Source organism: Ruegeria sp. BHSC037 (genome assembly GCF_059613045.1).
The window spans coordinates 193,635-216,363 of record NZ_JBXWRT010000003.1 but is presented as its reverse complement, the minus strand read 5'-3'; the positions used below and the strand labels follow the sequence as shown (position 1 = coordinate 216,363).

General features: G+C 61.3%; 24 protein-coding genes. 7 read left to right on the top strand and 17 right to left on the bottom strand.

Annotated features, from left to right (window positions below):
* Positions 1 to 163: 163 nt before the first annotated feature.
* Positions 164 to 862: a DUF1223 domain-containing protein gene (locus tag AC2FMN_RS04335; RefSeq protein ID WP_496686555.1), complete on the top strand. Its 699-nt coding sequence runs from the start codon at positions 164 to 166 to the stop codon at positions 860 to 862.
* A 4-nt stretch (positions 863 to 866) separates the two neighbouring features.
* On the opposite strand, the gene AC2FMN_RS04330 is transcribed toward AC2FMN_RS04335, so the two are convergent.
* From AC2FMN_RS04330 to AC2FMN_RS04305, 6 genes are all read right to left on the bottom strand, one after another.
* Positions 867 to 1,790, bottom strand: a complete 924-nt coding sequence (locus AC2FMN_RS04330) for a lysophospholipid acyltransferase family protein (RefSeq protein ID WP_496686552.1) — start codon at positions 1,788 to 1,790, stop codon at positions 867 to 869.
* A gap of 97 nt (positions 1,791 to 1,887) precedes the next feature.
* Positions 1,888 to 2,985, bottom strand: a complete 1,098-nt coding sequence (locus tag AC2FMN_RS04325) for a flagellar motor switch protein FliG (protein WP_496686550.1) — start codon at positions 2,983 to 2,985, stop codon at positions 1,888 to 1,890.
* Between the two features lie 66 nt (positions 2,986 to 3,051).
* Positions 3,052 to 3,591 (bottom strand): tetratricopeptide repeat protein, encoded by a 540-nt coding sequence (locus AC2FMN_RS04320; protein WP_496686548.1) that lies wholly within the window; start codon positions 3,589 to 3,591, stop codon positions 3,052 to 3,054.
* A 100-nt stretch (positions 3,592 to 3,691) separates the two neighbouring features.
* Entirely contained in the window at positions 3,692 to 3,844 is a 153-nt protein-coding gene (locus tag AC2FMN_RS04315; protein WP_496686545.1) for an adenylosuccinate lyase, read from the bottom strand.
* Between the two features lie 126 nt (positions 3,845 to 3,970).
* The gene (purB, locus tag AC2FMN_RS04310; protein WP_496686542.1) at positions 3,971 to 5,275 is read right to left on the bottom strand and encodes an adenylosuccinate lyase; all 1,305 of its coding nucleotides are present in this window, start codon (positions 5,273 to 5,275) and stop codon (positions 3,971 to 3,973) included.
* Positions 5,276 to 5,452: 177 nt separating this feature from the next.
* Complete coding sequence (locus AC2FMN_RS04305) at positions 5,453 to 6,691, bottom strand: bifunctional alpha/beta hydrolase/OsmC family protein (RefSeq protein WP_496686540.1); 1,239 nt, start codon at positions 6,689 to 6,691, stop codon at positions 5,453 to 5,455.
* Positions 6,692 to 6,940: 249 nt separating this feature from the next.
* On the opposite strand from AC2FMN_RS04305, the gene AC2FMN_RS04300 reads away from it, so the two are divergent.
* Entirely contained in the window at positions 6,941 to 7,132 is a 192-nt protein-coding gene (locus AC2FMN_RS04300) for a hypothetical protein (RefSeq protein WP_496686537.1), read from the top strand.
* A gap of 3 nt (positions 7,133 to 7,135) precedes the next feature.
* On the opposite strand, the gene dddP is transcribed toward AC2FMN_RS04300, so the two are convergent.
* Positions 7,136 to 8,479 carry a dimethylsulfonioproprionate lyase DddP gene (gene dddP / locus AC2FMN_RS04295; protein ID WP_496686535.1) on the bottom strand — a complete coding sequence of 448 codons (1,344 nt, stop codon included), beginning with the start codon at positions 8,477 to 8,479 and terminating at the stop codon, positions 7,136 to 7,138.
* Positions 8,480 to 8,602: 123 nt separating this feature from the next.
* Between dddP and AC2FMN_RS04290 the strand changes: the two genes are divergently transcribed.
* Positions 8,603 to 9,346, top strand: coding sequence for a heme-dependent oxidative N-demethylase family protein (locus AC2FMN_RS04290; RefSeq protein ID WP_496686532.1), 744 nt, complete (start codon positions 8,603 to 8,605; stop codon positions 9,344 to 9,346).
* Positions 9,347 to 9,382: 36 nt separating this feature from the next.
* Here AC2FMN_RS04290 and AC2FMN_RS04285 read toward each other — a convergent pair whose 3' ends face one another.
* The 4 genes from AC2FMN_RS04285 to AC2FMN_RS04270 form a co-directional block, all read right to left on the bottom strand.
* On the bottom strand, positions 9,383 to 10,294 hold the full coding sequence (locus tag AC2FMN_RS04285; RefSeq protein ID WP_496686530.1) for a hypothetical protein: 912 nt from the start codon (positions 10,292 to 10,294) through the stop codon (positions 9,383 to 9,385).
* 182 nt (positions 10,295 to 10,476) lie between these two features.
* Entirely contained in the window at positions 10,477 to 11,271 is a 795-nt protein-coding gene (locus AC2FMN_RS04280) for a lytic murein transglycosylase (protein ID WP_496686528.1), read from the bottom strand.
* A gap of 146 nt (positions 11,272 to 11,417) precedes the next feature.
* On the bottom strand, positions 11,418 to 12,824 hold the full coding sequence (gene glnA, locus AC2FMN_RS04275; RefSeq protein ID WP_496681303.1) for a type I glutamate--ammonia ligase: 1,407 nt from the start codon (positions 12,822 to 12,824) through the stop codon (positions 11,418 to 11,420).
* 32 nt (positions 12,825 to 12,856) lie between these two features.
* A complete protein-coding gene (locus AC2FMN_RS04270) occupies positions 12,857 to 13,195 on the bottom strand; it encodes a P-II family nitrogen regulator (RefSeq protein ID WP_005982402.1) in 339 nt (112 codons plus the stop codon).
* Positions 13,196 to 13,364: 169 nt separating this feature from the next.
* Here AC2FMN_RS04270 and AC2FMN_RS04265 point away from each other — a divergent pair, with 169 nt between their 5' ends.
* The 3 genes from AC2FMN_RS04265 to tig all read left to right on the top strand — a co-directional run bounded on the left by AC2FMN_RS04265 (position 13,365) and on the right by tig (position 17,888).
* Positions 13,365 to 14,942, top strand: a complete 1,578-nt coding sequence (locus tag AC2FMN_RS04265) for an NAD(P)H-hydrate dehydratase (RefSeq protein WP_496686525.1) — start codon at positions 13,365 to 13,367, stop codon at positions 14,940 to 14,942.
* A 308-nt stretch (positions 14,943 to 15,250) separates the two neighbouring features.
* Positions 15,251 to 16,372: a porin gene (locus tag AC2FMN_RS04260; protein WP_496686523.1), complete on the top strand. Its 1,122-nt coding sequence runs from the start codon at positions 15,251 to 15,253 to the stop codon at positions 16,370 to 16,372.
* Positions 16,373 to 16,556: 184 nt separating this feature from the next.
* Positions 16,557 to 17,888, top strand: a complete 1,332-nt coding sequence (gene tig, locus AC2FMN_RS04255) for a trigger factor (RefSeq protein WP_496686651.1) — start codon at positions 16,557 to 16,559, stop codon at positions 17,886 to 17,888.
* A gap of 169 nt (positions 17,889 to 18,057) precedes the next feature.
* Here tig and AC2FMN_RS04250 read toward each other — a convergent pair whose 3' ends face one another.
* The 6 genes from AC2FMN_RS04250 to rpsF all read right to left on the bottom strand — a co-directional run bounded on the left by AC2FMN_RS04250 (position 18,058) and on the right by rpsF (position 21,818).
* The gene (locus AC2FMN_RS04250; RefSeq protein WP_496681309.1) at positions 18,058 to 18,912 is read right to left on the bottom strand and encodes an acyl-homoserine-lactone synthase; all 855 of its coding nucleotides are present in this window, start codon (positions 18,910 to 18,912) and stop codon (positions 18,058 to 18,060) included.
* A 97-nt stretch (positions 18,913 to 19,009) separates the two neighbouring features.
* Entirely contained in the window at positions 19,010 to 19,711 is a 702-nt protein-coding gene (locus AC2FMN_RS04245) for a helix-turn-helix transcriptional regulator (RefSeq protein ID WP_496681312.1), read from the bottom strand.
* Positions 19,712 to 19,904: 193 nt separating this feature from the next.
* Positions 19,905 to 20,426, bottom strand: coding sequence for a transglycosylase SLT domain-containing protein (locus AC2FMN_RS04240; protein WP_496686521.1), 522 nt, complete (start codon positions 20,424 to 20,426; stop codon positions 19,905 to 19,907).
* Between the two features lie 152 nt (positions 20,427 to 20,578).
* Entirely contained in the window at positions 20,579 to 21,196 is a 618-nt protein-coding gene (gene rplI / locus AC2FMN_RS04235) for a 50S ribosomal protein L9 (protein ID WP_496681315.1), read from the bottom strand.
* A 12-nt stretch (positions 21,197 to 21,208) separates the two neighbouring features.
* On the bottom strand, positions 21,209 to 21,436 hold the full coding sequence (gene rpsR / locus AC2FMN_RS04230; RefSeq protein WP_005982441.1) for a 30S ribosomal protein S18: 228 nt from the start codon (positions 21,434 to 21,436) through the stop codon (positions 21,209 to 21,211).
* A gap of 28 nt (positions 21,437 to 21,464) precedes the next feature.
* Positions 21,465 to 21,818: a 30S ribosomal protein S6 gene (gene rpsF / locus AC2FMN_RS04225; RefSeq protein ID WP_149774836.1), complete on the bottom strand. Its 354-nt coding sequence runs from the start codon at positions 21,816 to 21,818 to the stop codon at positions 21,465 to 21,467.
* A 283-nt stretch (positions 21,819 to 22,101) separates the two neighbouring features.
* Between rpsF and AC2FMN_RS04220 the strand changes: the two genes are divergently transcribed.
* Complete coding sequence (locus AC2FMN_RS04220) at positions 22,102 to 22,620, top strand: hypothetical protein (protein WP_496686518.1); 519 nt, start codon at positions 22,102 to 22,104, stop codon at positions 22,618 to 22,620.
* Positions 22,621 to 22,729: the final 109 nt, after the last annotated feature.

The following is a 22,729-nucleotide window of genomic DNA, read 5'->3' as shown; positions in this document are numbered from 1 at the left end:
GCCTGCGGTTCAAGGTCCAACAGGGCGGGTGCGGCAATTTTTGTATACCATTGCACACATTTTTGCGGATTGCCGCCGAAACTGGTCTCAAGAAACCTTGATTGGCCCTTGACGCGGACGGGCTGTAAACCGGTTCCCGTAAACCACGAGCCTTGAGCCGACCATGCCACGACATCGACTGACCGCCACCCTTCTGTCCCTGTTTCTCGCCGTCCCGGCCGCGGCCGACGGTCCGGTGGTGGTCGAGCTTTTTACCTCGCAGGGCTGTTCTTCGTGTCCGCCGGCGGATGCGATCATGCACGATCTGGCCAAGCGTGATGACGTGATCGGCCTGGCCCTGCATGTGGACTACTGGGACTATATCGGCTGGAAGGACGAATACGCCAACCCGTTCCACACCACACGCCAGCGCACCTATGCGCGCCGGGGCGGGCGCGACATGATCTATACGCCGCAGATGGTGGTCAACGGGGAGCAGGATATCGTCGGGGCCAGACGCGAACAGTTGGAACGGGTGATCGATAGCCATCTGAGCGCGCCGCCCATGGCGCAGGTGTCGGCGACGCGAACCGGTGATACCGTTTCAGTCCAAGTTGCCCCGGTCGATCTGCCATCGGGCACAGTCTATGACGTCCGGGTCGTGCAATACACGCCATTGCGTCACGCCTCGATCCACCGGGGTGAATTAGCCGGGCGCGAGTTGGACTATGCCAACGTGATCGACGCCTGGCATGTCGGCGGGCAATGGGATGGGGCCGGGCCGCAGGTGTTCCAGGTCTCGGGGGTGTCTGAGTTGCCGGCCGTGGTCTTGCTGCAACAGGCCGGGCACGGGCCGATCATCGCGGCCGCGCGGGTGGATTGAGGGCTCAGGGCATGTCTTCAGGCTGAACGCCCAGGCCGTTCCAGGCTTTCCAGCGCCGGTGAATCCAGAACCACTGACCCATGTGCTGGCGCACCATCCCCTCCAGATCATCATTGATGAACTGGGTCATGGTCTTGGGGTCGGAATGCGGCACCGGGTCATGCAGAACGATCTGGAAATCGATGCCATTGGGTTGGCGCACCGCATAGCAGGGGATCAGCACTGCATCGTATTTCATGGCCAGTTCAGCATTCAGAACCGAGGTCACCGCCGGTTTGCCGAAAAACGTCAGCTCTTCGCCGCCATGGGCGTGCAGGTCGGACACGATGGCGATGATGCCGCCATTCTTCAACGACCGCACCATTTCCACCATGCCCCGGCGCCCCTGTTCGAACATCGGCTTGCCGGTCTTGTGAAAGGCTTCGACATACATCTCGTTGAAATAGGGGTTGGCCATGCGCCGGTACAAGCAGCCGATCGGTTTGCCGCTGTGCGCCTGCAACGCGATCCGCGCGGCCAGGTAATGCCCGAAATGCGCGGTGATCATCATCACCGGGCGGCCCTCGGCGACGGCACGGTCAAAGGCAGCCACGCCCGGCCCGGTGACGACAGCTGTCTTATGCCGTTCGGTGAAATCCTCGGGCGAGAAATGCTCCATGATCGCGCGGCCCGCATTGTCGGGTACTGCACGGCAGATGCGTTTGACGTCGCTCTCGGTCAGTTCGGGGCAGGTCAGTCTCAGGTTGCTGCGCACCCGCTTGGTGAACCCCACCAGCGGCGACAGCGCTCGTGCAATCGCGCCCATCGTTGCGATCCGCCGCTCGTAGGGCAGCAAGCGCATGGTGCCGATCACGCCTTTCAGAAACAGGTTGGCGACATAATATTTTGCAAGCTGAACGCGGCTCAGTTCCGACTTTTCGGCGGGCATGCGAGGGTCTCGACGGGTTATGTGATTTGCGGGGCCAGACATACAGAGGGCGCCGGGCAACCACAAGCACCGTATGTGCGGACGGTCGGGCAGGGGATCAGTCCCTGCCCTCGGCCTCCTCTTCGTTCAAGGTGATCGTGCCTTCATCGACCAGCGCGCGGATGGCGCCCACGACCTGGGTCATGGCTTCTTCGGCGTCGGCTTGCTTGACCTTGCCACGCTCGGCAATTTCTTCGCGCAGGTTGTCGGCCATGCGCGACGACATGTTGGAAAGCAGGAACTCGGCAGAGGCTTTGTCTTCGTCGCTGTTTGCACCAGCCAGCGCGGTGACAAGAACGGGCTGGTCAATCCCGCGCAAGACCGCGGGAACATCCCGCGGCGCGATGCGTTTGGCGATGTGGGCAAAGGTGAAGATCGAGCGGCGCACCGCTTGTGCAAAGATCTTGTCTTCTTCTTCGAGGGCGCTCAACAACTCGTCCCGGGTGGCCGCCGAGGATTGATTCAGAATCGCCCCCACCCGCGCTCCGGGGTCGTCTCCGAAGGCCGGGGTCGGGCGCTGATCCAACTGCGCGGCCAGCGACCAGCCGATACGTTCGACCGCCTCGGGCGAGACATTGGTGGTTTTCGAGACCGCGTAGGTGATCCGGCGTGCCACCGGGCCGGGAAGATGCCCCAGCAGTTTCGCGGCCGTCGCTGTATCCAGCTTGGAAAGCATGACCGCCGCCACCTCGGTGCTTTCGGCCTGGGCCATGCGGGCCAGATCCTCGACCGGCACGTCGCGCAGGCGCTGCCACGGGTCACCGACCTGGCGCATGCCCGCCACCTTGCGCAGCCGTGCGGCCGTCGTGGGGGCGATCTTGCCGTTCACCGCGTCCAGCGCGCCCGCCAGCCCGTGCGGAAACGCCAGGCCGACACTGTCGAGCGCATCGGCGAATTCCTGAGCCACCGCCGCCAGCGTCACCCGATCGACCAGCCCCATCTGCCCCAGTTGCACGGTCAGCCGTTCCTGCAGTTCGTCGGGCAGTTCCTCGAGCGGGAAATCCGCACCCTCGTTCAATAGCAGGCGCACGATGATCGCGGCCTTTTGTCCGGGTGTCAGGTGACGGGGAACCACGCGCGGCGCGTCGTCCTGTTGTTCGGCCGCCAGCGGCGTGGCGCCCAGGGCCGTCTGAACCAAAGCGTTGGAGTCTTGCATCTGCCTGTGCTGTCAAATTCGTTGCGCAGGCAGATTAGCGAGAGTCGCGTAAAGAAAAGCTGAACTCTAGTAACTGTAGGTCAACCCTGTGCGGATCGCTTGTCGCAGCGACGCTTCGGCCCAGCTGCCTTCACCGCCCCGGGCCTTGATCTCGCGCCATTGGGCGATGGCCAGGTCGGTCTTGCCCTCGGCCACGAAACCTTGGCCCATGTAGCTGCGTGCAAGGATGTTGTCGGGGTTCGCCGCAATCGCGCGCATGTAATGGGCGTTGGCCAGATCGACCTTGCCCATCTTGCGGTAGGTGAAGCCCCAATAGGTCAGGACGCGGTCGTCGTCTTGATCCATGATGCGCAGCACGGATTGGGCGTTTTCGTATTGGCCGGCATAGGCCATCTCGCGCACGGCCTGATACAGTTGGTCGTCGGTGAAATTGGTCTTGTTGGGTTTGACGCAGCGGCCCGCCGCCTCGTCATAGACTCTGCCGAACAGGCATTTCTTGGTGGTGTTTGTCGGTTTCGGGGGGCTGCTGTCCCCGCCTGCGGCACTGACCGCGGGGGCAAAGGCAAAACTTTGAACGGCAATCGCCGAGGCCAACAAAAGGCGCATGTCAAACTCCATCTCGAAATTCGCTTGGGCAAAGCATAGCGCGTTCCGAGGAAAAGCTAACAGGAAATCGCCCGGATCAGTTCACAACTGGGTCAGATGCTCAGCTGCTGGCGTTTTTCACACAACTTTCCGAGGCCGAATCCCAAGTCGTGCCGGGCGCACAGGATTGCGATTGCTTGCTGTGGGCTTGGCAGGCGAATGCGGACGAGGCGGACAGGGCAAGGGCCAGTGCGCAGAGGGTCGTGCGGATCATGGTGGGCTCTCCTTGAACGGAAATTGCCCATCCAGCATAGCCGATTTCGGATGTTTTCGCAAAAGACAGGGGCCCGGATCGTACTGTGCGATCCGGGCCCCAAAAAAGCCGTTAATGCGTCGAGGGTTACTCGCCGAACACCCGCTCGAAGATCGTGTCGACATGCTTGGTGTGATAGCCGAGATCGAATTTTTCTTCGATCTCTTCCTTGCTCAGCACTGCCGTCACGTCCGGGTCTGCCAGCAGTTCGGTCTTGAAGTCCTTGCCTTCTTCCCAGACCTTCATCGCGTTGCGCTGCACCAGGCGATAGGCGTCCTCGCGGCTGACGCCGGCCTGGGTCAGGGCCAGCAGCACGCGCTGGCTCATGACCAGACCGCGGAACTTGTTCATGTTGGCCAGCATGTTGTCCGGATAGACGACCAGCTTGTCGATCACCCCGGTCAGGCGGTGCAGGGCGAAGTCTAGCGTTACGGTTGCGTCAGGGCCGATGTTGCGCTCGACCGAGCTGTGGCTGATGTCGCGCTCGTGCCACAGGGCCACGTTCTCCATCGCCGGGATCACGGTCATGCGCACCAGCCGGGCCAGGCCGGTCAGGTTTTCGGTCAGAACCGGGTTGCGCTTGTGCGGCATCGCCGACGAGCCCTTCTGGCCTTTGGAAAAAAACTCCTCGGCTTCCAGAACCTCGGTGCGCTGCATGTGGCGGATTTCGATGGCGATGTTCTCGATGCTGCTGGCGATCACGCCCAGCGTGGCAAAGAAGGCCGCGTGGCGGTCGCGCGGGATGACCTGCGTGCTGATCGGCTCGGGCACCAGGCCAAGTTTTTCGCAGACATGTTCTTCGACACGCGGGTCGATATTGGCGAAGGTGCCGACCGCGCCGCTGATGGCGCCGGTGGCGATCTCGGCGCGGGCGTCGCGCATCCGAGACAGGTTGCGGTCCATCTCGGCGTAGAAGCGCGCGAAGGTCAGGCCCATGGTGGTGGGCTCGGCATGAATGCCGTGGCTGCGGCCGATGCGGACAGTGTCCTTGTGCTCGTAGGCGCGGCGCTTGAGCGCGGCCAGCAGGCCTTCGAGATCGGCGATCAGGATGTCAGCGGCGCGGGTCAACTGCACGTTGAAGCAGGTGTCGAGCACGTCCGAGCTGGTCATGCCCTGATGGACGAAACGGGCCTCTTCGCTGCCGACGTGCTCGGCCAGATGGGTCAGAAAGGCGATGACGTCATGCTTGGTGACGGCCTCGATCTCGTCGATACGGGCCACGTCGAATTCCACGTCCTTGGCCTTCCAGACGGCCTCGGCGTTTTCGCGTGGGATGACGCCCAGGTCGGCCATCGCGTCGCAGGCATGGGCCTCGATCTCGTACCAGATGCGGAACTTGGTCTCGGGCGACCAGACGGCGACCATTTCGGGGCGGGAATAGCGGGGGATCATGGGCGGCAGGACCTTCGTGATTGGCAATGGGTGTCGGCGCGGGTCATAGCCTTGTCCGGCACATCCGGCAAGCCGCGAAGGACCTACTGAGACGGTTTGCCCCCGCACAAGCGCCGTTCTGGCCGACCGTCCGCCGATCCCCGGTCTGTCTGTGCCCTGTCGCGGCCTTGGGCCGGGTCAGACCGTAACGACCGGGTCCTGGGCCGGCAGCAGTTCGGTCGTGATATGGGCCGAGTTCTCGAGCGTGCGGTGCACCGGGCATTTGTCGGCGATTTCGAGGAGCTTGGCCCGCTGGGCCTCATCCAGAGGCCCAGCCAGGCGGATCTTGCGGCGGAACTGGTCCACCTTGCCATCGCCGGCCAGCCCCGCATCCTGCGCGTGCAATTTGTCGTGGCAGACATCCACGGTGACCCCGGTCAGCGGCCATTGTTTGCGCCGGGCGTACATGCGGATGGTCATTGAGGTACAGGCGCCCAGCCCGGCCGACACGAACCCATAGGGTGACATGCCGCGATCGGTGCCGCCGTAGGAAGCCGGTTCATCGGCCACGGCATGATGGTTCGGGCCTGACTGGATGTCTTGCAGGAATCCGTTCGGGTCCACCTCGGTTACGCGCACGACGCCTTCGGGGGCGCCCGGCGGTGGGGCGGGTGGCGACAGTGGCACATAGCGCGACACCCAGGCGGCAATGACGTCGGCGGCATAGTCCGCGTCCCTGGGGCGGGTGATCAGGTGGTCGGCATCATCCAGCGTGACAAAGCTTTTGGGGTGCTTGGCGGCCAGAAAGATCGTGCTGGCATTGTTGATACCCACAGTTTCGTCGAGCGGGGCATGCAGGATCAGCAGAGCGGCCTTCAGGCGCTCGATTGCCGGGATCAGCGCCGATTCCGATATGTCGCGCACGAAGTCGCGCCCGATGCGGATCGGCCGTCCGCCCAAAAGCACCTCGGCGCTGCCATCCTGTTCGATCTGCGTGCGTGCGCCCTCGAAGTGATGGGCCACATGGCCGGGGTCGGCCGGGGCGCCGATGGTGACCACCGCCTTGACCGAGGGGATCCCGGCCCGAGCCCGCAACACGGCCGCCCCACCCAGGGAATGCCCGATCAGCAGATCCGGCGCCATGTTCCGCTCGGCCAGATACTGAGCCGCCGCGATCAGGTCCTGCACGTTCGTGGTAAAGGTGGTGTTGGCAAACTCGCCTTCGGAATGGCCAAGGCCCGTGAAATCGAACCGCAGCACCGCAAAGCCCATCGCCGCCAGCCGCGCGCTGATCCGCCGGGCGGCGGGGATGTCCTTTGAGCAGGTGAAGCAATGGGCAAACAGCGCCGTCGCCAGCACCGGCCCGTCGGGCAGATCCAAGCGTGCAGCCAATTGACTGCCGTCGTGTCCGGCAAAGGTGATGCGTTCGGTCGGCATGGCCGCTCCTTCCGTTGATCGGGTTCCGGCAATACTGGGGGCCGGGCGCGGGGGCCTCAACCCCTGTGTCAGGCGCGTCACGCCAAGGTGAGAGGGGAGCGTTGAATCGTGAAGGTGTTGCGGCTTGCTTGTCTCGGGAAGGTAAAACTTCAGGGATTGTGGTGTCGCAGCGATCAGATATTCGTTTCGTAAATGGTTCGGATGTCCCCATGCTCATGTTTCGTCGAACAATGAAACAGGATTTCTACGATGACACATGTTGAACCGATCCATCACTGTCACCGCTATCACCTCGGGCTTTTGCCGGGGCTGCTGCTGACTGCTACGCTGGATTTTGCTGCGGGCCAGACCTGGCCGCTGGACTCCGAACAAGCCGGCATCGAGCAGCCCGCGCCCGAGGATTGGCGCGGAAATGTGCGCCGCTCGTACTGGACGGATTGAGACCTATTCGAGCCCCATGAGAGCGGCATCGAACGGGTAGGTGGTCAGGTTTTCGTATCCATCCTCGGTGATCAGCACCTGATCCTCGAGCTTGATCGAGAAATCGCCGCCGACTTCGCCCACGGCTGCCTCGACGCACAGCACCATGCCGGGTTCCAGCGGATAGTCATAGGCGCCGGGCACCGCCTTGTCGGGATAGGCCACCAAAGGCCACTCGTCGCACAGGCCCACGCCATGCATCAGGCAGCCGTATTTCTGCGCCTGGAACTTGTCGTCCAGCCTGTGGCAGTTGGCGGTCAACTCGGGGATCATCACGCCGGGCTTCAGCATGCCCATGTTGGTCATGATGTGCTCATGCGCGTGCTGCATGGCATAGACCATGTCGGGCCGGGGTTTTTCATCCCCGATCCACCAAGTGCGCGAGATGTCGACGCAAATGCCGTAGCTGCCGATCAGATCGGTGTCAAAGGCGATGATTTCATTCTTCTGAGTGATCCGCGGCCCGCATTCCTGAAACCACGGGTTGGTGCGCGGCCCCGAGGCCAGCAGGCGCGTTTCGATCCATTCACCGCCGCGCTTGATGTTTTCGGCGTGCAGAACGGCCCAGATGTCATCCTCGGAGGTCTTGCCGTCACCAACATAGGTGCGGGCGAACTTCTCCATCTCGGCCACGGCGGTTTCGCAGGCGTGGCTGGCGCAACGCATGGCAAGGATCTCGTCAGGGCCCTTGATGGCGCGGGTCTTTTCGGTGACTTCCTCGCCCTCCATGATCTCGAAGCCCTGTGCCTCGAGCGCGCGGAGGCCGTGCAGCATGATTTTGTCCACCGCCAGCCGTGTGTGGCCGGGGGCGTGGTCCTGCATCAGTATGCGCACCTCGTTGGCGAACACGTCCGCCTGTACGTCCACCTTGTCGCCCCTGTCGAAATAGAACAAGTCCGCGCCCGAGCGCTGTTCCCGCACCAGCGGGTTGAATTTCGACAAAAAGGGCGAGTTCTTGTAGTCCCAGATCACCATGTAGCCATCGGCGCACAACAGCACCGCCCGGAACGGGTTGTGTGTGTTCCACAGCTGCATGTTGGTGCTGTCGGTCGCATAGCGGATGTTGAGCGGGTCGAACATCAGCAGCCCGCCATAGCCTCGATCGACGATTGCCTGGGTCAGCCGTTTCCAGCGATATTCGCGCATCCGGTCCAGGTTGGGCAGTTGCAACCCGGCGGCGGCCCATTCGCTGAATGCAAGTTGGGTGGGGCCGATCTCGATCCGGTCATTGTCGTTCGGCGTGCCGTCGTCAAGCGTCGCGCCGCGGCTGGGGTCGATCTTGCGGGTGTCTCGGTAGTGGTGGTTCACGGCGCGCCTCCCTGCTTGCCGGTTCAGCCTGAAGGGGCAGGGCGGCCCCGTCTGGGTGAATTGCGACGATTTGCCAGTCGCTTTTTGACCGACAAGGCCTGTTTGGAGTGCTAACCCAAGGCCATGACAGCCATTCTGCAACAGACTCTGCCCTACGATCCGACCCAACAGCGACCGCTGCCGGGGATCGCGCCGACAACGATGGAGGACTGGCTTCATCGCGATGATGCCTTCGCCGCGCAGATGCGCCACCGCCAGCACCTGCTTGAAACCCGTCGGGACGACGTGCTTGCGCTGGACCCGCACGCCCACCCGGCCGCCGTCGAACTGCTGGATCTGGTCTTGGCGCAGGCCTATCCCGAGGCGGCCGACACCGCGCAGCGCCCGGATGGGGCCGCCGTGCCGATTGACCGCGACAATCCTTTGGATACGCTTTGCCTGCTGGCGCAGGAGGATTTCTGCATCCTGCAGAAACGGGGCGACGAGCATGTGCTGACCGGGGCCATCCTGTGCTTTCCCGCCAGCTGGCGTCTGTCCGAGAAATTCATCCGACCACTGATCGCCATTCACGAGCCGGTCGACAGCTATGATCCCAACATCGCGCGCCGGGTGCAGCGCCTGTTTGACGGGATTCAAATTGCTCGGCCTTTGTGGCGGTTCAACGCGCTGTGGTACGATGACCCCGAGTTGCACCAGCCCCGCAGTGCCAGCGCCCCGCGCGAGATCCGCGACCGCGGCACTGCACGGTACCTGCGCAGCGAGCGTCAGACCTTGGTGCGGCTGCCGCAGTCGCAGGCAGTTGTGTTCTCGATCCACACCTATGTCTTGCCGGTCGAGCGGCTGCCAGAAATGGAAAACCCCGCCTGACGGCGGGGCCTCCAAGGAGGGTTCTTTGAATTTCGGCTACATGCCCAGCGCGTTGGCCGCTCCGGCGAACACCTTGCTGGAACTCAGCGAAACGATGGCCACGGTAAAGACCATTACCTGAGTGTTCAGGCGGAAATCCTCGCCCTTGATCAGGTTCACAGCTGCCAGCGACAGGGCAAGAGGCGCCGACATGCTGGCCACGATTCCGGTCATGGCCCAGCTGCTCAGGCGCAGCGCATCGCTGGGGCGGTCCTCGTCCTCGGTCACCTGTTCTTGCGGTTCGTTGGCCTCAGCCCTGAAGGCGATGCTCAGCAATTGATCATCCGTCAGCTGGATCGGGCGGCCGCTGGTTGCCTTCGGGGCTGGCAGTTCGTCGATCTCGACGTCGGTGTTTTCGGTCCGTAGACCGGCGAACGGGCCGCTGACGACGCGAAATGCGTCGTGCCGACTGCGGATCTTGCGCGGCATGAACGTATCAAACGCGCTCATGAACTGCTCGGTCGTCAGAACGGTTTTCGGCGACAGCCATTCCACGCGCTGGGTGGTGCAGATATCGACCATCCGGTACAGCATCACCACCAGCATCAGTTCCGAGATCTCGGAATCGTCGAGCAGCCCGGACACGGGCAACAGTGATACAGTCAGACGGTTTCTGGGACGGGCCGCGGCGGGACGGATGATCGTTTTCAGCCCGGCCATCTGATCGCGACGGCATTGCGGGGGCGTTTCCGGGCTTTCCGTTTCGACGATGAGGGAAACCAGATATTGGCTGGTTACGATACTTGCCTCGGTCGCGCTGAGCAGAGCCTTGCGCTCGACCAGATGGCCGTAATCCTCGAGCGTGGCGGCAACGATCTCGCCGAAGCGTTCGAGCGCGCCATCCGGGTCTCCCTGGAACTGCAGGCCGCCGTGATATGAGTGCTTCGAGGTCACAAGACTTTCCTTCAAGTCGGCATCGTTGAAAACAAATCTAGCAGGACATCGGGGAGGAAATTTGACCATTCTGCAAAAAAGAACGGAAATCCGATGATTGATTACGCTTTGGAAACCAAGAAATTAGACCAAAATCTTAGGTACTGTGGCGACATTGTGGCGAAATTGGGGGCGCGGTCGGTAGCGCCCGCCGGGTATCATTTATCGATTCGGGCAGCCATGATCGCGATGGCCTGCTGATAGACGCTGGCCGCGTTCCACTGCTGCAACACCGCGAAATTCGGCTCTCCCGGTTGGTAGCCGCGGCCGGGTTTCCACCCTTTCTTGCGCAGGAAATTCGCGGTCGAGGCAAGCGCGTCAGTCGGGTTATAGAAATCGACCCTGCCGTCTCCGGTGGCGTCTACGCCATAGCGCAGGGCGTTCCCGGGAAGAAACTGCGTGTGGCCCAACTCGCCATGTTTTGCCCCTTTTGTTGCCATCGAAATACTGCCTTGGTCGACCAGTTTCAGGGCGCCGATGGCGTGTGGAATGAAGAACTCGGATCGGCGACAATCGTAGGCCAGTGTTGTAATTGCGGAAACGACCTGGCTGTCTCCCATAAAGCGGCCAAACCCGGTTTCCATGCCGTGAATGGCGATCAGAACACCGGCCGGCACGCCGTATTGGCGTTCGAGCGCGGCATAGAATTGCGGGTTGCGAGCCTTGCGTTTGCGGCCCTGCGCGACGATCGTGTCGGCGCCACGGATCTGCAGGAATTTGCCCAGCGAATATCTGAAGCTTTTTTGATTGCGGTCGGCGGCGATCGTGCCGGCCGCATACCGGGTCTGGGCCAATGCCTGCAGCCCCTTCTTCCTGACGCCAGCCCTGCGGGCCTGTTGGGCGAAACTGGTTTTCCACGTTTCGAAACCGCTGCCGTCATTGCCGCAGGGGGCGGCCAGAGCAGTCGCCGGAGCGAGGGACAGGGCCGAAACAAGCAGGGCTGTGCGCATCATAGCATCAATCCGTTCAAAAAATGACTGAGACCAAGGTTAAAGCCTGTCGGCAACACTACAAAGCGCTTTGCTGAACCCGGAGCGCCCAAATCAAAAAAAGGGCGCCCCGCAGGGCGCCCTTGAAAAGGTAGATCAACCTGCTGCGATCAGCAGCTGTAGTACATGCCGTACTCGACCGGGTGCGGGGTGTGCTCGTAGGTTTCGACCTCTTCCATCTTCAGCGCGATGTAGCCATCGATCTGATCCTTGGTGAACACGTCGCCCTGCAGCAGGAAGTCGTGGTCGGCTGCCAGGCTCTCCAGAGCTTCGCGCAGGCTGCCGCAGACGGTCGGGATACCGGCCAACTCTTCGGCGGGCAGATCGTAGAGGTTCTTGTCCATCGCCTCGCCCGGATCGATCTTGTTCTTGATGCCGTCCAGGCCGGCCATCAGCAAGGCTGCAAAGGCCAGGTAGGGGTTTGCCGACGGGTCGGGGAAGCGGGCCTCGACGCGCTTGGCTTTCGGCGATTCTGTCCACGGAATACGGACACAACCCGAACGGTTGCGGGCCGAGTAGGCGCGCAGAACGGGGGCTTCGAAGCCCGGGATCAGGCGCTTGTAGCTGTTGGTCGACGGGTTGGTGAAGGCGTTGAGGGTTTTGGCGTGCTTCAGGATGCCGCCAATGAACCACAGGGCCTCGTCCGACAGGTCGGCATATTTGTCGCCAGCAAACAGCGGCTTGCCGTCTTTCCAGATCGACATGTTCACGTGCATGCCAGTGCCGTTGTCGCCCGCGATCGGCTTGGGCATGAAGGTGGCCGATTTGCCGTAGGCGTGCGCCACGTTGTGGATGACATACTTGTATTTCTGCAGCTCGTCGGCCTGTTTGGTCAGGCTGTCAAAGATGAGCCCCAGCTCGTGCTGGCACGAGGCCACTTCGTGGTGGTGCTTGTCGACCTTCATGCCCAGACGTTTCATGGTCGACAGCATTTCCGAACGCAGGTCCTGGGCTTCGTCGATCGGGTTCACCGGGAAGTAGCCACCCTTGACGCCCGGACGATGGCCCATGTTGCCCATCTCGTATTCGGTGTCGGTGTTCCACGATGCGTCGGTAGCATCAACTTCGTAGGATACCTTGTTGATGCTGTTCGAGAAACGCACGTCATCGAACAGGAAGAATTCTGCTTCGGGGCCGAAGAACGCCGCGTCGCCGATGCCCGACGATTTCAGGTAGGCCTCGGCCTTCTGCGCGGTGCCGCGCGGGTCACGCTCGTAGGGTTCGCCGGTGTCGGGCTCGACCACCGAGCAGTGAATGCAGATGGTCTTTTCCGCGTAGAACGGATCGACATAGGCGCTTTCGGTGTCGGGCATCAGTTTCATGTCCGATGCTTCGATCGACTTCCAGCCGGCGATCGACGATCCGTCGAACATGAAGCCTTCGTCCAGGAAGTCCTCATCGACCTGATCCGCCATCACGGTCACGTGCTGCAGCTTGCCGCGCGGGTCGGTGAAGCGGATGTCGACATATTCGGCACCCTCTTCCTTGATCAGCTGAAGAACTGCGTCCTTGCTCATAATACTGTTCCTCTAGATTTGCAGAATTGCGATTACAACGCGTCCGGGCCGGTTTCTCCGGTGCGGATGCGAATGGCTTGTTCGACGGGCGAGACGAAGATCTTGCCGTCGCCGATCTTGTCGGTCTTGGCGGCCGCGACGATGGCCTCGATGGCGGCATCGACCTGATCGTCTTCCAGAACCACCTCGACCTTCACCTTCGGAAGAAAGTCGACGACGTATTCGGCGCCGCGGTACAGTTCGGTATGCCCTTTCTGACGACCGAACCCCTTGACCTCGATTACGCTGAGGCCCTGCACGCCCACGTCTTGGAGCGCTTCTTTCACTTCATCCAGCTTAAACGGCTTGATGATCGCTTCGATCTTTTTCATTCCGGCTCACCTCGCATGGTTGTCAGAACCGCAGTCACCACGTCTAAGATCACGGGGCAATCCGAATGCGGGTTTGTGGGCCAGCCGGGCGGTGCAAAACGAAGGGCGGTTTAAAAAATGGGCGACTTGCACAAAAAATGGACGAAACTGAATCGGCAGGAGGCATGACATGGCGGAATTGCTGACGGCAGCGCAGATGCGGGCGATCGAGCAAGAGGCAATCGAGTCCGGTCACGCCACCGGGCTGGATCTGATGGAGACGGCCGGGCGTGGCATTTTCGAGGCGATTTTAGAAGAATGGCCCGATCTTGCCAAAGAACCCCAGCGTGCGGTTGTCCTGTGCGGCCCGGGCAACAATGGCGGCGACGGATTCGTGGTGGCGCGTCTGATGCGGGACTGGGGGTGGGAGGTCGGTGTGTATCTTTTTGGCGAACCTCGAAAACTGCCGCCGGACGCCAAGGTGAATTTTGACAGGTGGACGGCGCTGGGCGGGACCGTTCAGGCCATCGAGGCCTTTACTGGTCCGCCACCGGAGCGTCCCTCGGTGGTGGTGGATGCCCTGTTCGGAACGGGCTTGTCCCGCAGGCTCGACCCGGCAGTCACGCAGGTGCTGGGGTTGCTGGGAGTGATGCGTCAGGGGCCTTCTCCGGTTCGGGTGGTCGCGGTGGACATGCCGTCGGGATATTGCGCAGACAGCGGCCGCCCGTTGTTCGAAGCGCACGCCAATTCGGGCGCCGACCTGACGGTGACCTTCGAACGCCCCCGGCTGGGGCATCGGTTGGCCGAAGCGGCGGCTGTCTCTGGCAAGGTGGCGGTCAAGCCGCTGGGGATCCGGCACCGCGAAGGCGGTGCGCTGTACAACAGCAAGACGCCGATCGCGCGAGACTGCCGAGTGCTGCCGCATCTGCTGACCAAGGCCGGTGCCGGGCACAAATATGCGCATGGTCATGCACTGGTCCTGACTGGTGGCTCCGGCAAGACCGGAGCCGCGCGGCTGGCCGCGCGCGCGGCACTGAGGATCGGGGCGGGGTTGGTGACTCTGGCGGTGCCGCCGTCTGCCCAGTCGGAGGTGGCCGGCCAGATCACCGCGCTGATGTTGCGGCGGGTCGACGGGGCGGCGGGCCTGACCGAGGTTCTGGGGGATGAGCGCCTGAATGCGCTCTGCATCGGGCCGGGGTTGGGGATTGAGCGTGCGCGCGAACTGGTGCCGGTGGCTCTTGGGGGCGGCGATGTATCGCCTCGGCCGGCAGTACTGGACGCGGATGCGCTGACCGCCTTCGCCGACGCGCCCGAAGCACTGTTCCGCCTTCTTCGCGAGAATTGCGTTCTGACCCCCCATGGTGGCGAGTTCGCGCGCCTGTTCCCGGATCTTGCGGCCCGGCTGGCCGAAATTCCGATCAAGGGGCCGGCCTATTCCAAGGTCGATGCCGTGCGCGACGCTGCAAAGCGTGCGGGTTGCACGGTTCTGTTCAAGGGCGCGGATACGGTCATCGCCGCGTCGGATGGCCGCTGTATCGTCAATTCGGCCCACCACGACCGCGCTGTTCCCTGGCTGGCGACGGCCGGGGCGGGTGATGTGTTGTCGGGGTTCATCGCAGGGCTGCTGGCGCGCGGGTTCTCCGCGCCGACGGCGGCCGAGATCGCCGCCTGGCTGCATGTCGAGTGCGCCCGCAGTTTCGGGCCTGGCCTGATTGCCGAGGATCTGCCCGAACAGCTGCCGGAGGTGCTTAGACTGTTGCGGGTATGAACTCTGTGTGACATTTCCAGTACAAATCACCGGATTTCCGGCGAATTTCTGCCGTCAAGCCTGCGCAATTGCAGAGCCAGTGTTTGCTATATGCATGGCCAAGTGGCAGAATTCATTCGCAGCTTTGATGATGTTGCGAAGTGGAAAAGCTAAAGCATTGAAAAAACTTTGTATCTTGGCGTAATCGCGTCGCAGTGTGTGGCGAAATTGCAATGTCCGGCCATGGTGGGCGGAGGACCACTGGAACCGCAAGGTTCGACTGAACATCTGAGCAGTATCCGAAACCTGAAGCATTCATGGTGAACGACATGACACTTAATCTCAGACTTCCCTCGGCCGCAGCGCTGCTGGCGGCCACCACGGCGATCCCCGCCGCGGCTGAAATGAAATACGAAAACAACTCGGGCGGATATGTCCTTCTGTACGGGCAACTGAGCCCGGCAATCATCTCGGTGGATGATGGTCAGGATACTGATACCCGCCTTCTGGACAACGACCTGTCCAACAGCCGCGTCGGCCTGAGCCTGATGCAGCCCTTCGGACAGAACGAGTTCACCTTTCGCTTCGAGACCGCGCTGGGTCTGCCGAACTCGACCGAGTGGAACCAGAACGGCACCAATTTCAGCGGCTGGACCCGTGAAGACATCCGCTATGTCGATTTCGGGCTGAAGGGCAGCTGGGGTAAATTCTCGGCCGGTCAGGGCAGCATGGCATCGGACGGGGCGGCGCAAACCGACCTGTCCTATGTGGGGACGGCGCTGTATTCCTATACGGCCGACGAAAACTCGGGCTTCTTCTACCGTGGAACCAACGGGGCCCTGAGTGGCATAACCGTGGGCGATAGCACCAGCAACTTTGACGGCGCGCGCCGTGGCCGCGTGCGGTATGACACCCCTGACTTCAGCGGATTCTCGGCCAGCTTCGCCTATGGCCAAAACATCCTGTCAAGCAGCGATGACGACGACTATTACGACGTGGCGGTGAACTACAACAACACCTTCGCGGGTGGTGTCGAGTTTGCGGCCAGCCTCGCCTATGCCGTGCGCGACTTCGACAATGGGTCGGGCGAGCGCAACGATACCGTGGGGTCGGCCTCGGTGCTGCTGCCCAGCGGGTTCAGCTTTACCGCGGCGGCCGGCAGCCGTGACAACGTCGCAGGCCAGAGCGACCCGAGTTTCTGGTACACCAAGATCGCCTATGAAGGCGACTGGGTGTCCTGGGGCAAGACGGGCGTCGGCATCGACTATTATGATGGGTCGGACTTCGACACTAATGGCTCCAGCACTGAATCCTGGGGCGTCGCCGTGGTCCAGCGGATCGACAGCATCAACACCGATGCCTACCTGAAATACCGCAACCACGATTTCGACGACGGCACATCGTTCGACAAGAACGAAGCCTGGGTTCTGGGCGCGCGCTGGAAGTTCTGATCGCGTCAAACCGTCAATCCAAGCGCCCCGGCCCGGTCCGGGGCGTTTTTTGTAGGGCAGGGCGGCAAATCGGAGCCGAACAGGCACCTTGCCCCTTGCCCTTCGGCGGCTGGGCAAATAGAAGGCGTCAAATTTGCCCGGCGCGCCCGTTTTGCGCGCCCCGAATCCTATGGGGACTACCAGAATGCAGGTTACCGAGACGCTGAACGAAGGTCTGAAACGCGGCTACAACATCGTTGTCACCGCCGCCGAGCTGGACGAGAAGGTCAACGAGAAACTGGCCGAAGCCCAGCCGGAAATCGAGATGAAAGGTTTCCGCAAAGGCAAGGTGCCGATGGCGCTGCTGAAAAAGCAGTTCGGCCAGCGTCTGCTTGGCGAAGCCATGCAAGAGACCATCGACGGCGCCATGAACAAGCATTTCGAGGAGAGTGGCGATCGTCCCGCCCTGCAGCCCCAGGTCAAGATGACCAACGAGGACTGGAAAGAAGGCGACGACGTTCATGTCGAGATGACCTATGAGGCGCTGCCGGAAATCCCCGAGGTTGATCTGAAGTCCGTTAAGCTGGAAAAGCTGGTGGTCAAGGCCGACGACGCCGCCGTGGAAGAGGCTCTGAAGAACCTGGCCGAAACCGCGCAGGATTTCAAAGCCCGCCGCAAGGGCTCGAAGGCGAAAGAGGGCGATCAGGTCGTCATCGATTTTGTCGGCAAGATTGACGGTGAGCCCTTCGAAGGCGGTTCGGCCGAAGACTATCCGCTGGTTCTGGGATCGAACAGCTTCATCCCCGGTTTCGAGGATCAACTGGTCGGCGTGAAGGCCGAAGAGGTGAAGGACGTGACCGTGTCCTTCCCTGAGGAATACGGAGCCGAGCACCTGGCCGGCAAAGAGGCCGTGTTCACCTGCACCGTGAAAGAGGTGAAAGAGCCCGTCGCAGCCGAGATCAACGACGAGCTGGCCCAGAAATTCGGTGCCGAGGATCTGGACGCGCTGAAAAAGCAGATCGCCGCGCGCCTGGAAGCCGAATATGCCGGCGCCTCGCGAGCGGTGATGAAGCGCGCCCTGCTGGACGAGCTGGATAAGATGGTGTCGTTCGATCTGCCGCCGACCCTTGTCGAGGCTGAAGCCAAGCAGATCGCGCACCAGCTGTGGCACGAAGAGAACCCCGACGTCCAGGGCCATGATCACGAAGAGATCGAGCCCACCGAAGAGCACATCAAGCTGGCCGAGCGCCGCGTGCGCTTGGGCCTGCTGCTGGCCGAGCTGGGCCAGAAGGCCGAGGTGGAGGTCACCGATGCCGAGATGACCCAGGCGATCATGAACCAGGCCCGCCAGTATCCGGGGCAAGAGCGTCAGTTCTTCGAATTCGTTCAGCAGAATGCTCAGATGCAGCAGCAACTGCGCGCGCCGATCTTCGAAGACAAGGTCGTCGACTATGTGGTCGAACTGGCCGATGTCACCGAGAAGGAGGTCGGCAAGGACGACCTGCAGAAGGCCGTCGAAGCGCTGGAAGAGGAATAACAATCTCCGTCAGCCGGAAACCGATTGACCGTAATGTTCAAAGGCCCCCGCGCAGGGGGCCTTTTCTTTTGTCTGCCCCGTGTCAGAAGACCCCCCCAAATAAAAAGCGGAGCCGCCTGGAATGGGGCGGCTCCGCATGGGTGGCTTTTGTTCTTATGAGGTGAGGGGGTCAGGCCTCATGAGCAAAAGCACGGGGGGTCTGGAGGAGAGCTGTTTTCTGTTCGGGCGTGAACTGGTCCGACAGCGCCTCGATAAGGTTCAGCACGGCCTGGCGTTCAGATTCGGTCTTGGCCGCGGCCATCTGTTCGACGAAATAGGTTTCGAGCTCGGACAGGGGTTTGTGATCCCGGTTCGCCGGCGACAATTGCGTTGTCTCGATTCTGTCGAACAGGTCGCGGGCCTGCTGGTCGCTCAGGAACACGTCATGGTCGATTCCCGCGTAGTTCCGGATGGACGTGATCCGCTCTTCCGAGCAATCCATCAGGGCAGCCATGGCTACAACCTTGCCCATCGGTTTGGCTGTTCCGACATAGTCATACGGCGCATTGCCCGAACGTTGCAGGACGCGGTTCATGACCGGGTCGATGACGGCCACTGCGTCCATGACGCCGGCTTCCATCGCGTATTCGAAGGAACCGATCATGACCTCGCTGGTAACATAGGACACTGAGTTCTTGCCCCGTCCGCGACCAAGTTTCTTTGTATCGACACAGAAGCGCGTCGCTTCCCACACTTGGGCGCTGCGGATCGGCGGCTCACCATCCAAGATCGAGTTGAACACATCGGCCAGCATATGCGGACCGGTCGTCTGCAAGAGACGCATACAGCCGACAACATCGCCCTCGTCGCTGATGCTGACAACATGGGCAGGATTGAGGTCGTCGAAATGATCGCGTTCCCGGCCATCCTTAATGTTTACTTCCCAGCCCAAGCGATCCCCGAAAACGCGTGCGCGCAGCTTGAACATTTCGTCCAGGACGTCTTTGAATTTGTGCTGGTTGATACCATCAATTACGATGATCATTCCATCCCCCTACAGTCTGGTTACCGTGAAGTTGAGATTAACCAACTTTGGAAACATGACTATTGGGGATTTCCCGTAATTTTCTGCCTTAATTCGGTCAGCCGGGGTAGATCAAGCCCAGGCCGATGGCTCGGCCGATCGCCTGCGCAGTGGTCAGAGCGCCAAGTTTCTCGCGTCCGGACCGCAAGTGGACTTCGACCGTACGGTGAGAAATGCACAGAATATCTCCGATATCCTGCTGTGACTTGCCTTCGGCAACCCATTGCAGAATCTCTTTTTCGCGCGAGGACAGAGTTGGCAGGTACAAGGCTTTGGCCAGAACCCCCGATTGCATCACCGTGTCATGCGCCTGAACCGCCGCCATCTGAAGGTCGCCCATGACATGGCGTTTGAGCTTTTTCCATTCCGAATCCGAGCAGTCTTTGGTGACGCTCAGCAGCCCGCACTCGCCGTAAGGGCCGCGGACGGGGACGGTCAGGCCCCGGTCGGTGATTCCAAAATCATGTGCATCGCGGAATACCGCATTGAACTTGTCATCGTGGTTGAAACGGCTCCAATCGACCGGCGCGATGCTCAGGGCCGATTGGTACAGAGTGGGATCAAGATGATGATAGCCCTGCGTCCCATAGTGTATCTTCCATTCTTCTGGATAGTTGGCATAGCCTTGCACGTCACCCTTCACGGGATGCGTGGTGGCATAGGACGCATAGTCGAAGCCGAGTTCGTTACAGACAGAATCAATGATGTCGAAGGCCGACCGTTCCCCATGGTCAATCGCGGCCAAGTCGATAAGTTTCACCAGTCCAACCTTTGTTCCGTTGGCATTTTCCCCCGAAATGCCGGTTCTGTCCCTTTAATGTATCGACGTTGCGTCAAGTGTTGAGCAAGACGCAAGCTTTTTGTGCATATCATATTGTCGTTTTGGGTGCCATTGCCAACGGTCGGAGCGAATTTTTTGAAACCGTCGAGCGGGATCGCCGCATTGCGGATCGTCATGATCGGATCGCGTCGTAGCCTGGTGACCCCGATAAGTCGGGACGCAGTCCCGTTTCCACCAGCATGCCGCGCGCCTTGGCCTCGGGGTAGTAGCCCTTGGCATAGAGAAATATGGCCCGATCCATGTCGCCGTCCGACAGCATCCAGGCGCCCCGCAGGTATTTCCCGGCAAACTCGAGATTGGTGTCGGCATCCAGCAACCCCTCGGGCTTGCCCTTGTAACCCATTGATCTTGCAGTCGCAGGCAGGATCTGCAGCAGGCCGTAATACGGTCGGTTCACGGCCCAAGGGCGGTGGGTACTCTCGCGGATTGCCAGTTTGTGCACCAATTCCCGTGGCAGCCCGTAGTGGTCGGCCCACTTGTTGATCGATGCCCTCAATTGGGGTGTTTCGTTCGGGTAGAGCGGCGGATCGAATGTCGCGGTGCGCGATACCACGTCCGGGTTCGGGGTGCCGCACGCAGCCAAAGGCGCAACCATAAGCAATTTCAGAAAACCGCGGCGATATTTGTCGGGCATGGGGCTCTCCTGTCACTTTGCAACCATGATAAGATTGCAACACCGCGCTGCAAGCAGACGGCAGCGCGTCGGCTGAATGCTGCCCGATCGGCCAACAAAAGAAAAAGGCCACGCGTCTGCGCGGCCTTTCCCAAAATAGGTTCGTCGAGAACTCAGGCCTTGGCTTCGTCGCCTTCGGCCGGGGCCTCAGCGGCCAGGTCTTCATCGTCCGAAGCGGCCGAGCCGATGTCGTCGAACAGTTCGGCGATCTCGAAATCGGCAGCTGCCTCTTCCTCGGCGGCCAGTTCCTGGATCGATTTGCCCGAGGCCTGCAGTTCGGCTTCTTCTTCCGAACGGGCGACGTTCAGCTTGATCTCGACCTCGACCTCGGGGTGCAGGCGCACTGCAACGGTGTGCAGGCCCAGTTCCTTGATCGGGGCAACCAGCGCGACCTGCTTCTTGTCGACGCTGAAACCGGCTGCGGTTGCGGCTTCGGCGGCGTCACGCGGGGTGACCGAGCCGTACAGCGCGCCAGCGTCCGACGCCGAACGAATCACGATGAACTGCTGACCGTCCAGCTTTTCGGCCAGGGCTTCGGCTTCTTTCTTGGTTTCCAGGTTGCGCGCTTCCAGCTGCGCTTTCTGGGCTTCGAAGGATGCGATGTTGGCTTCCGATGCGCTCAGAGCCTTGCCCTGGGGCAGCAGGTAGTTGCGCGCGTAGCCGGGCTTGACGTCGACGACATCGCCCATCTGACCCAGTTTCGCGACGCGTTCCAGAAGGATAACTTGCATGTCAGTCTCTCCTTACTTCACGGCGTAGGGCAGCAGGGCGAGGAAGCGGGCGCGCTTGATGGCGCGGGCCAGTTCACGCTGCTTCTTGGCCGAAACGGCGGTGATGCGCGACGGAACGATCTTGCCGCGCTCGGAAATGTAGCGCTGCAGCAGACGGGTGTCCTTGTAGTCGATCTTGGGCGCGTTGTCGCCCGAGAACGGGCAGACCTTGCGGCGGCGGAAAAACGGTTTTGCGGCCATGGTTTGGTGTCCTTTCCTCAGGCGTTGATCAACGGCGCTCGCGGCGGCCTTCGCGCTCGTCGCGCTTCTGCATCTGAACCGACGGGCCTTCTTCGTGTTCATCGACCTTGATGGTCAGAACGCGCATCACGTCGTCATGCAGGCGCATCAGGCGCTCCATTTCCTGAACGGCGCCGGCGGGGGCGTCGGTCTTCAGGAAGGCATAGTGGCCCTTGCGGTTCTTGTTGATCTTGTAGGCCATCGTCTTGACGCCCCAGTACTCGCTGTCGACGAGCTTGCCGCCGTTGTCAGCCAGTACGGTGCCAAAGTGTTCGATCAGGCCCTCGGCCTGCGCGTTGGACAGGTCCTGACGCGCGATCATTACATGCTCATACAGTGGCATGTTCACTCCTGTTTGTATCAAGGCGCATTTCATAGGCGGGGCCAGAAACCTTCGCGACCCTGCCACGAGAGGCTGCGCGATTCATGCGATTTGCGAAGGATGGCTCGGTATACACGTTTCTGGCGGGGGGGCAAGACCTGTCGGGGTTTGCGTCTGGGGCCGCCGTTTTTCCACCCCATTAACACCCCGCCGCCCAATTCCTGACGCTTTTCGAGCCGACTCTTTCGACAAATCCGGCACCCACTGGGGCCACTGAACACGGACATGGACAGGGTAAAAGAAGATGGCGGTCACGAACACCAACACGTTCCAGCAGGCACAGACCGGCAAGGCCTATGAAAAATCGGTGCCGGTGCTGATCACCTTCGCTCCAAACTGGAAGGCGCGGCTGGTGCTGTTTCGCGTGGTCGGCGCAGCGCTGATCATCGCGGCTTTCTCGATGTGGCTGATGCCGGGGTCGATTTCCGGTGCAGAGGTCTGGGGGTTCAAGCTGACCGTCTCGATGCTGTTCCTACTGTTGGGGGTCAGCCTGCTGACGATAGAAGTGCTGGACCCGCGTCCCGACGCCTATTTCGATCCGATCCGTCGCGAAGTGCGGGTTTTGCAAAAAAATGAAAACGGTCGCCCCCAAACCGTTCTGCGCCGGTCCTACGAAAGCCTGGGCGGCGCCCGCTTTGCCGACGACCAGGTCGAACTGTTCGAGGTGGATGGCAGCCTGTTGATGAAGCTGCCCTTGCAATCGGCGGATGTCAGCCGAGCGCTCAAGGGTCAACTGAGCGGAAACGTGACGATTTTCGCCTGAAACTCGGTCTGTTCAAAAAAGAACAGAACTTGTGAGATTTAAATGGATTGTGTGCCGCCCATGGGCGGCACATTTTCTTTGGCAAGCAACCCAGTGGGTTTGCGTTTAC

Coding starts and splice junctions, on each gene's coding strand:
- AC2FMN_RS04260 (WP_496686523.1), top strand. CDS start 15,251: ATGACACTTAATCTCAGACTTCCCTCGGCCGCAGCGCTGCTGGCGGCC.
- AC2FMN_RS04330 (WP_496686552.1), bottom strand. CDS start 1,790: ATGCCCGCCGAAAAGTCGGAACTGAGCCGCGTTCAGCTTGCAAAATAT.
- AC2FMN_RS04335 (WP_496686555.1), top strand. CDS start 164: ATGCCACGACATCGACTGACCGCCACCCTTCTGTCCCTGTTTCTCGCC.
- AC2FMN_RS04320 (WP_496686548.1), bottom strand. CDS start 3,591: ATGCGCCTTTTGTTGGCCTCGGCGATTGCCGTTCAAAGTTTTGCCTTT.
- AC2FMN_RS04270 (WP_005982402.1), bottom strand. CDS start 13,195: ATGAAAAAGATCGAAGCGATCATCAAGCCGTTTAAGCTGGATGAAGTG.
- rplI (WP_496681315.1), bottom strand. CDS start 21,196: ATGCAAGTTATCCTTCTGGAACGCGTCGCGAAACTGGGTCAGATGGGC.
- rpsR (WP_005982441.1), bottom strand. CDS start 21,436: ATGGCCGCAAAACCGTTTTTCCGCCGCCGCAAGGTCTGCCCGTTCTCG.
- glnA (WP_496681303.1), bottom strand. CDS start 12,824: ATGAGCAAGGACGCAGTTCTTCAGCTGATCAAGGAAGAGGGTGCCGAA.
- AC2FMN_RS04250 (WP_496681309.1), bottom strand. CDS start 18,912: ATGATCATCGTAATTGATGGTATCAACCAGCACAAATTCAAAGACGTC.
- AC2FMN_RS04325 (WP_496686550.1), bottom strand. CDS start 2,985: ATGCAAGACTCCAACGCTTTGGTTCAGACGGCCCTGGGCGCCACGCCG.
- purB (WP_496686542.1), bottom strand. CDS start 5,275: ATGATCCCCCGCTATTCCCGCCCCGAAATGGTCGCCGTCTGGTCGCCC.
- AC2FMN_RS04300 (WP_496686537.1), top strand. CDS start 6,941: ATGACACATGTTGAACCGATCCATCACTGTCACCGCTATCACCTCGGG.
- rpsF (WP_149774836.1), bottom strand. CDS start 21,818: ATGCCACTGTATGAGCATGTAATGATCGCGCGTCAGGACCTGTCCAAC.
- AC2FMN_RS04220 (WP_496686518.1), top strand. CDS start 22,102: ATGGCGGTCACGAACACCAACACGTTCCAGCAGGCACAGACCGGCAAG.
- AC2FMN_RS04240 (WP_496686521.1), bottom strand. CDS start 20,426: ATGCCCGACAAATATCGCCGCGGTTTTCTGAAATTGCTTATGGTTGCG.
- AC2FMN_RS04265 (WP_496686525.1), top strand. CDS start 13,365: ATGGCGGAATTGCTGACGGCAGCGCAGATGCGGGCGATCGAGCAAGAG.
- AC2FMN_RS04315 (WP_496686545.1), bottom strand. CDS start 3,844: ATGATCCGCACGACCCTCTGCGCACTGGCCCTTGCCCTGTCCGCCTCG.
- AC2FMN_RS04290 (WP_496686532.1), top strand. CDS start 8,603: ATGACAGCCATTCTGCAACAGACTCTGCCCTACGATCCGACCCAACAG.
- tig (WP_496686651.1), top strand. CDS start 16,557: ATGCAGGTTACCGAGACGCTGAACGAAGGTCTGAAACGCGGCTACAAC.
- AC2FMN_RS04305 (WP_496686540.1), bottom strand. CDS start 6,691: ATGCCGACCGAACGCATCACCTTTGCCGGACACGACGGCAGTCAATTG.
- AC2FMN_RS04280 (WP_496686528.1), bottom strand. CDS start 11,271: ATGATGCGCACAGCCCTGCTTGTTTCGGCCCTGTCCCTCGCTCCGGCG.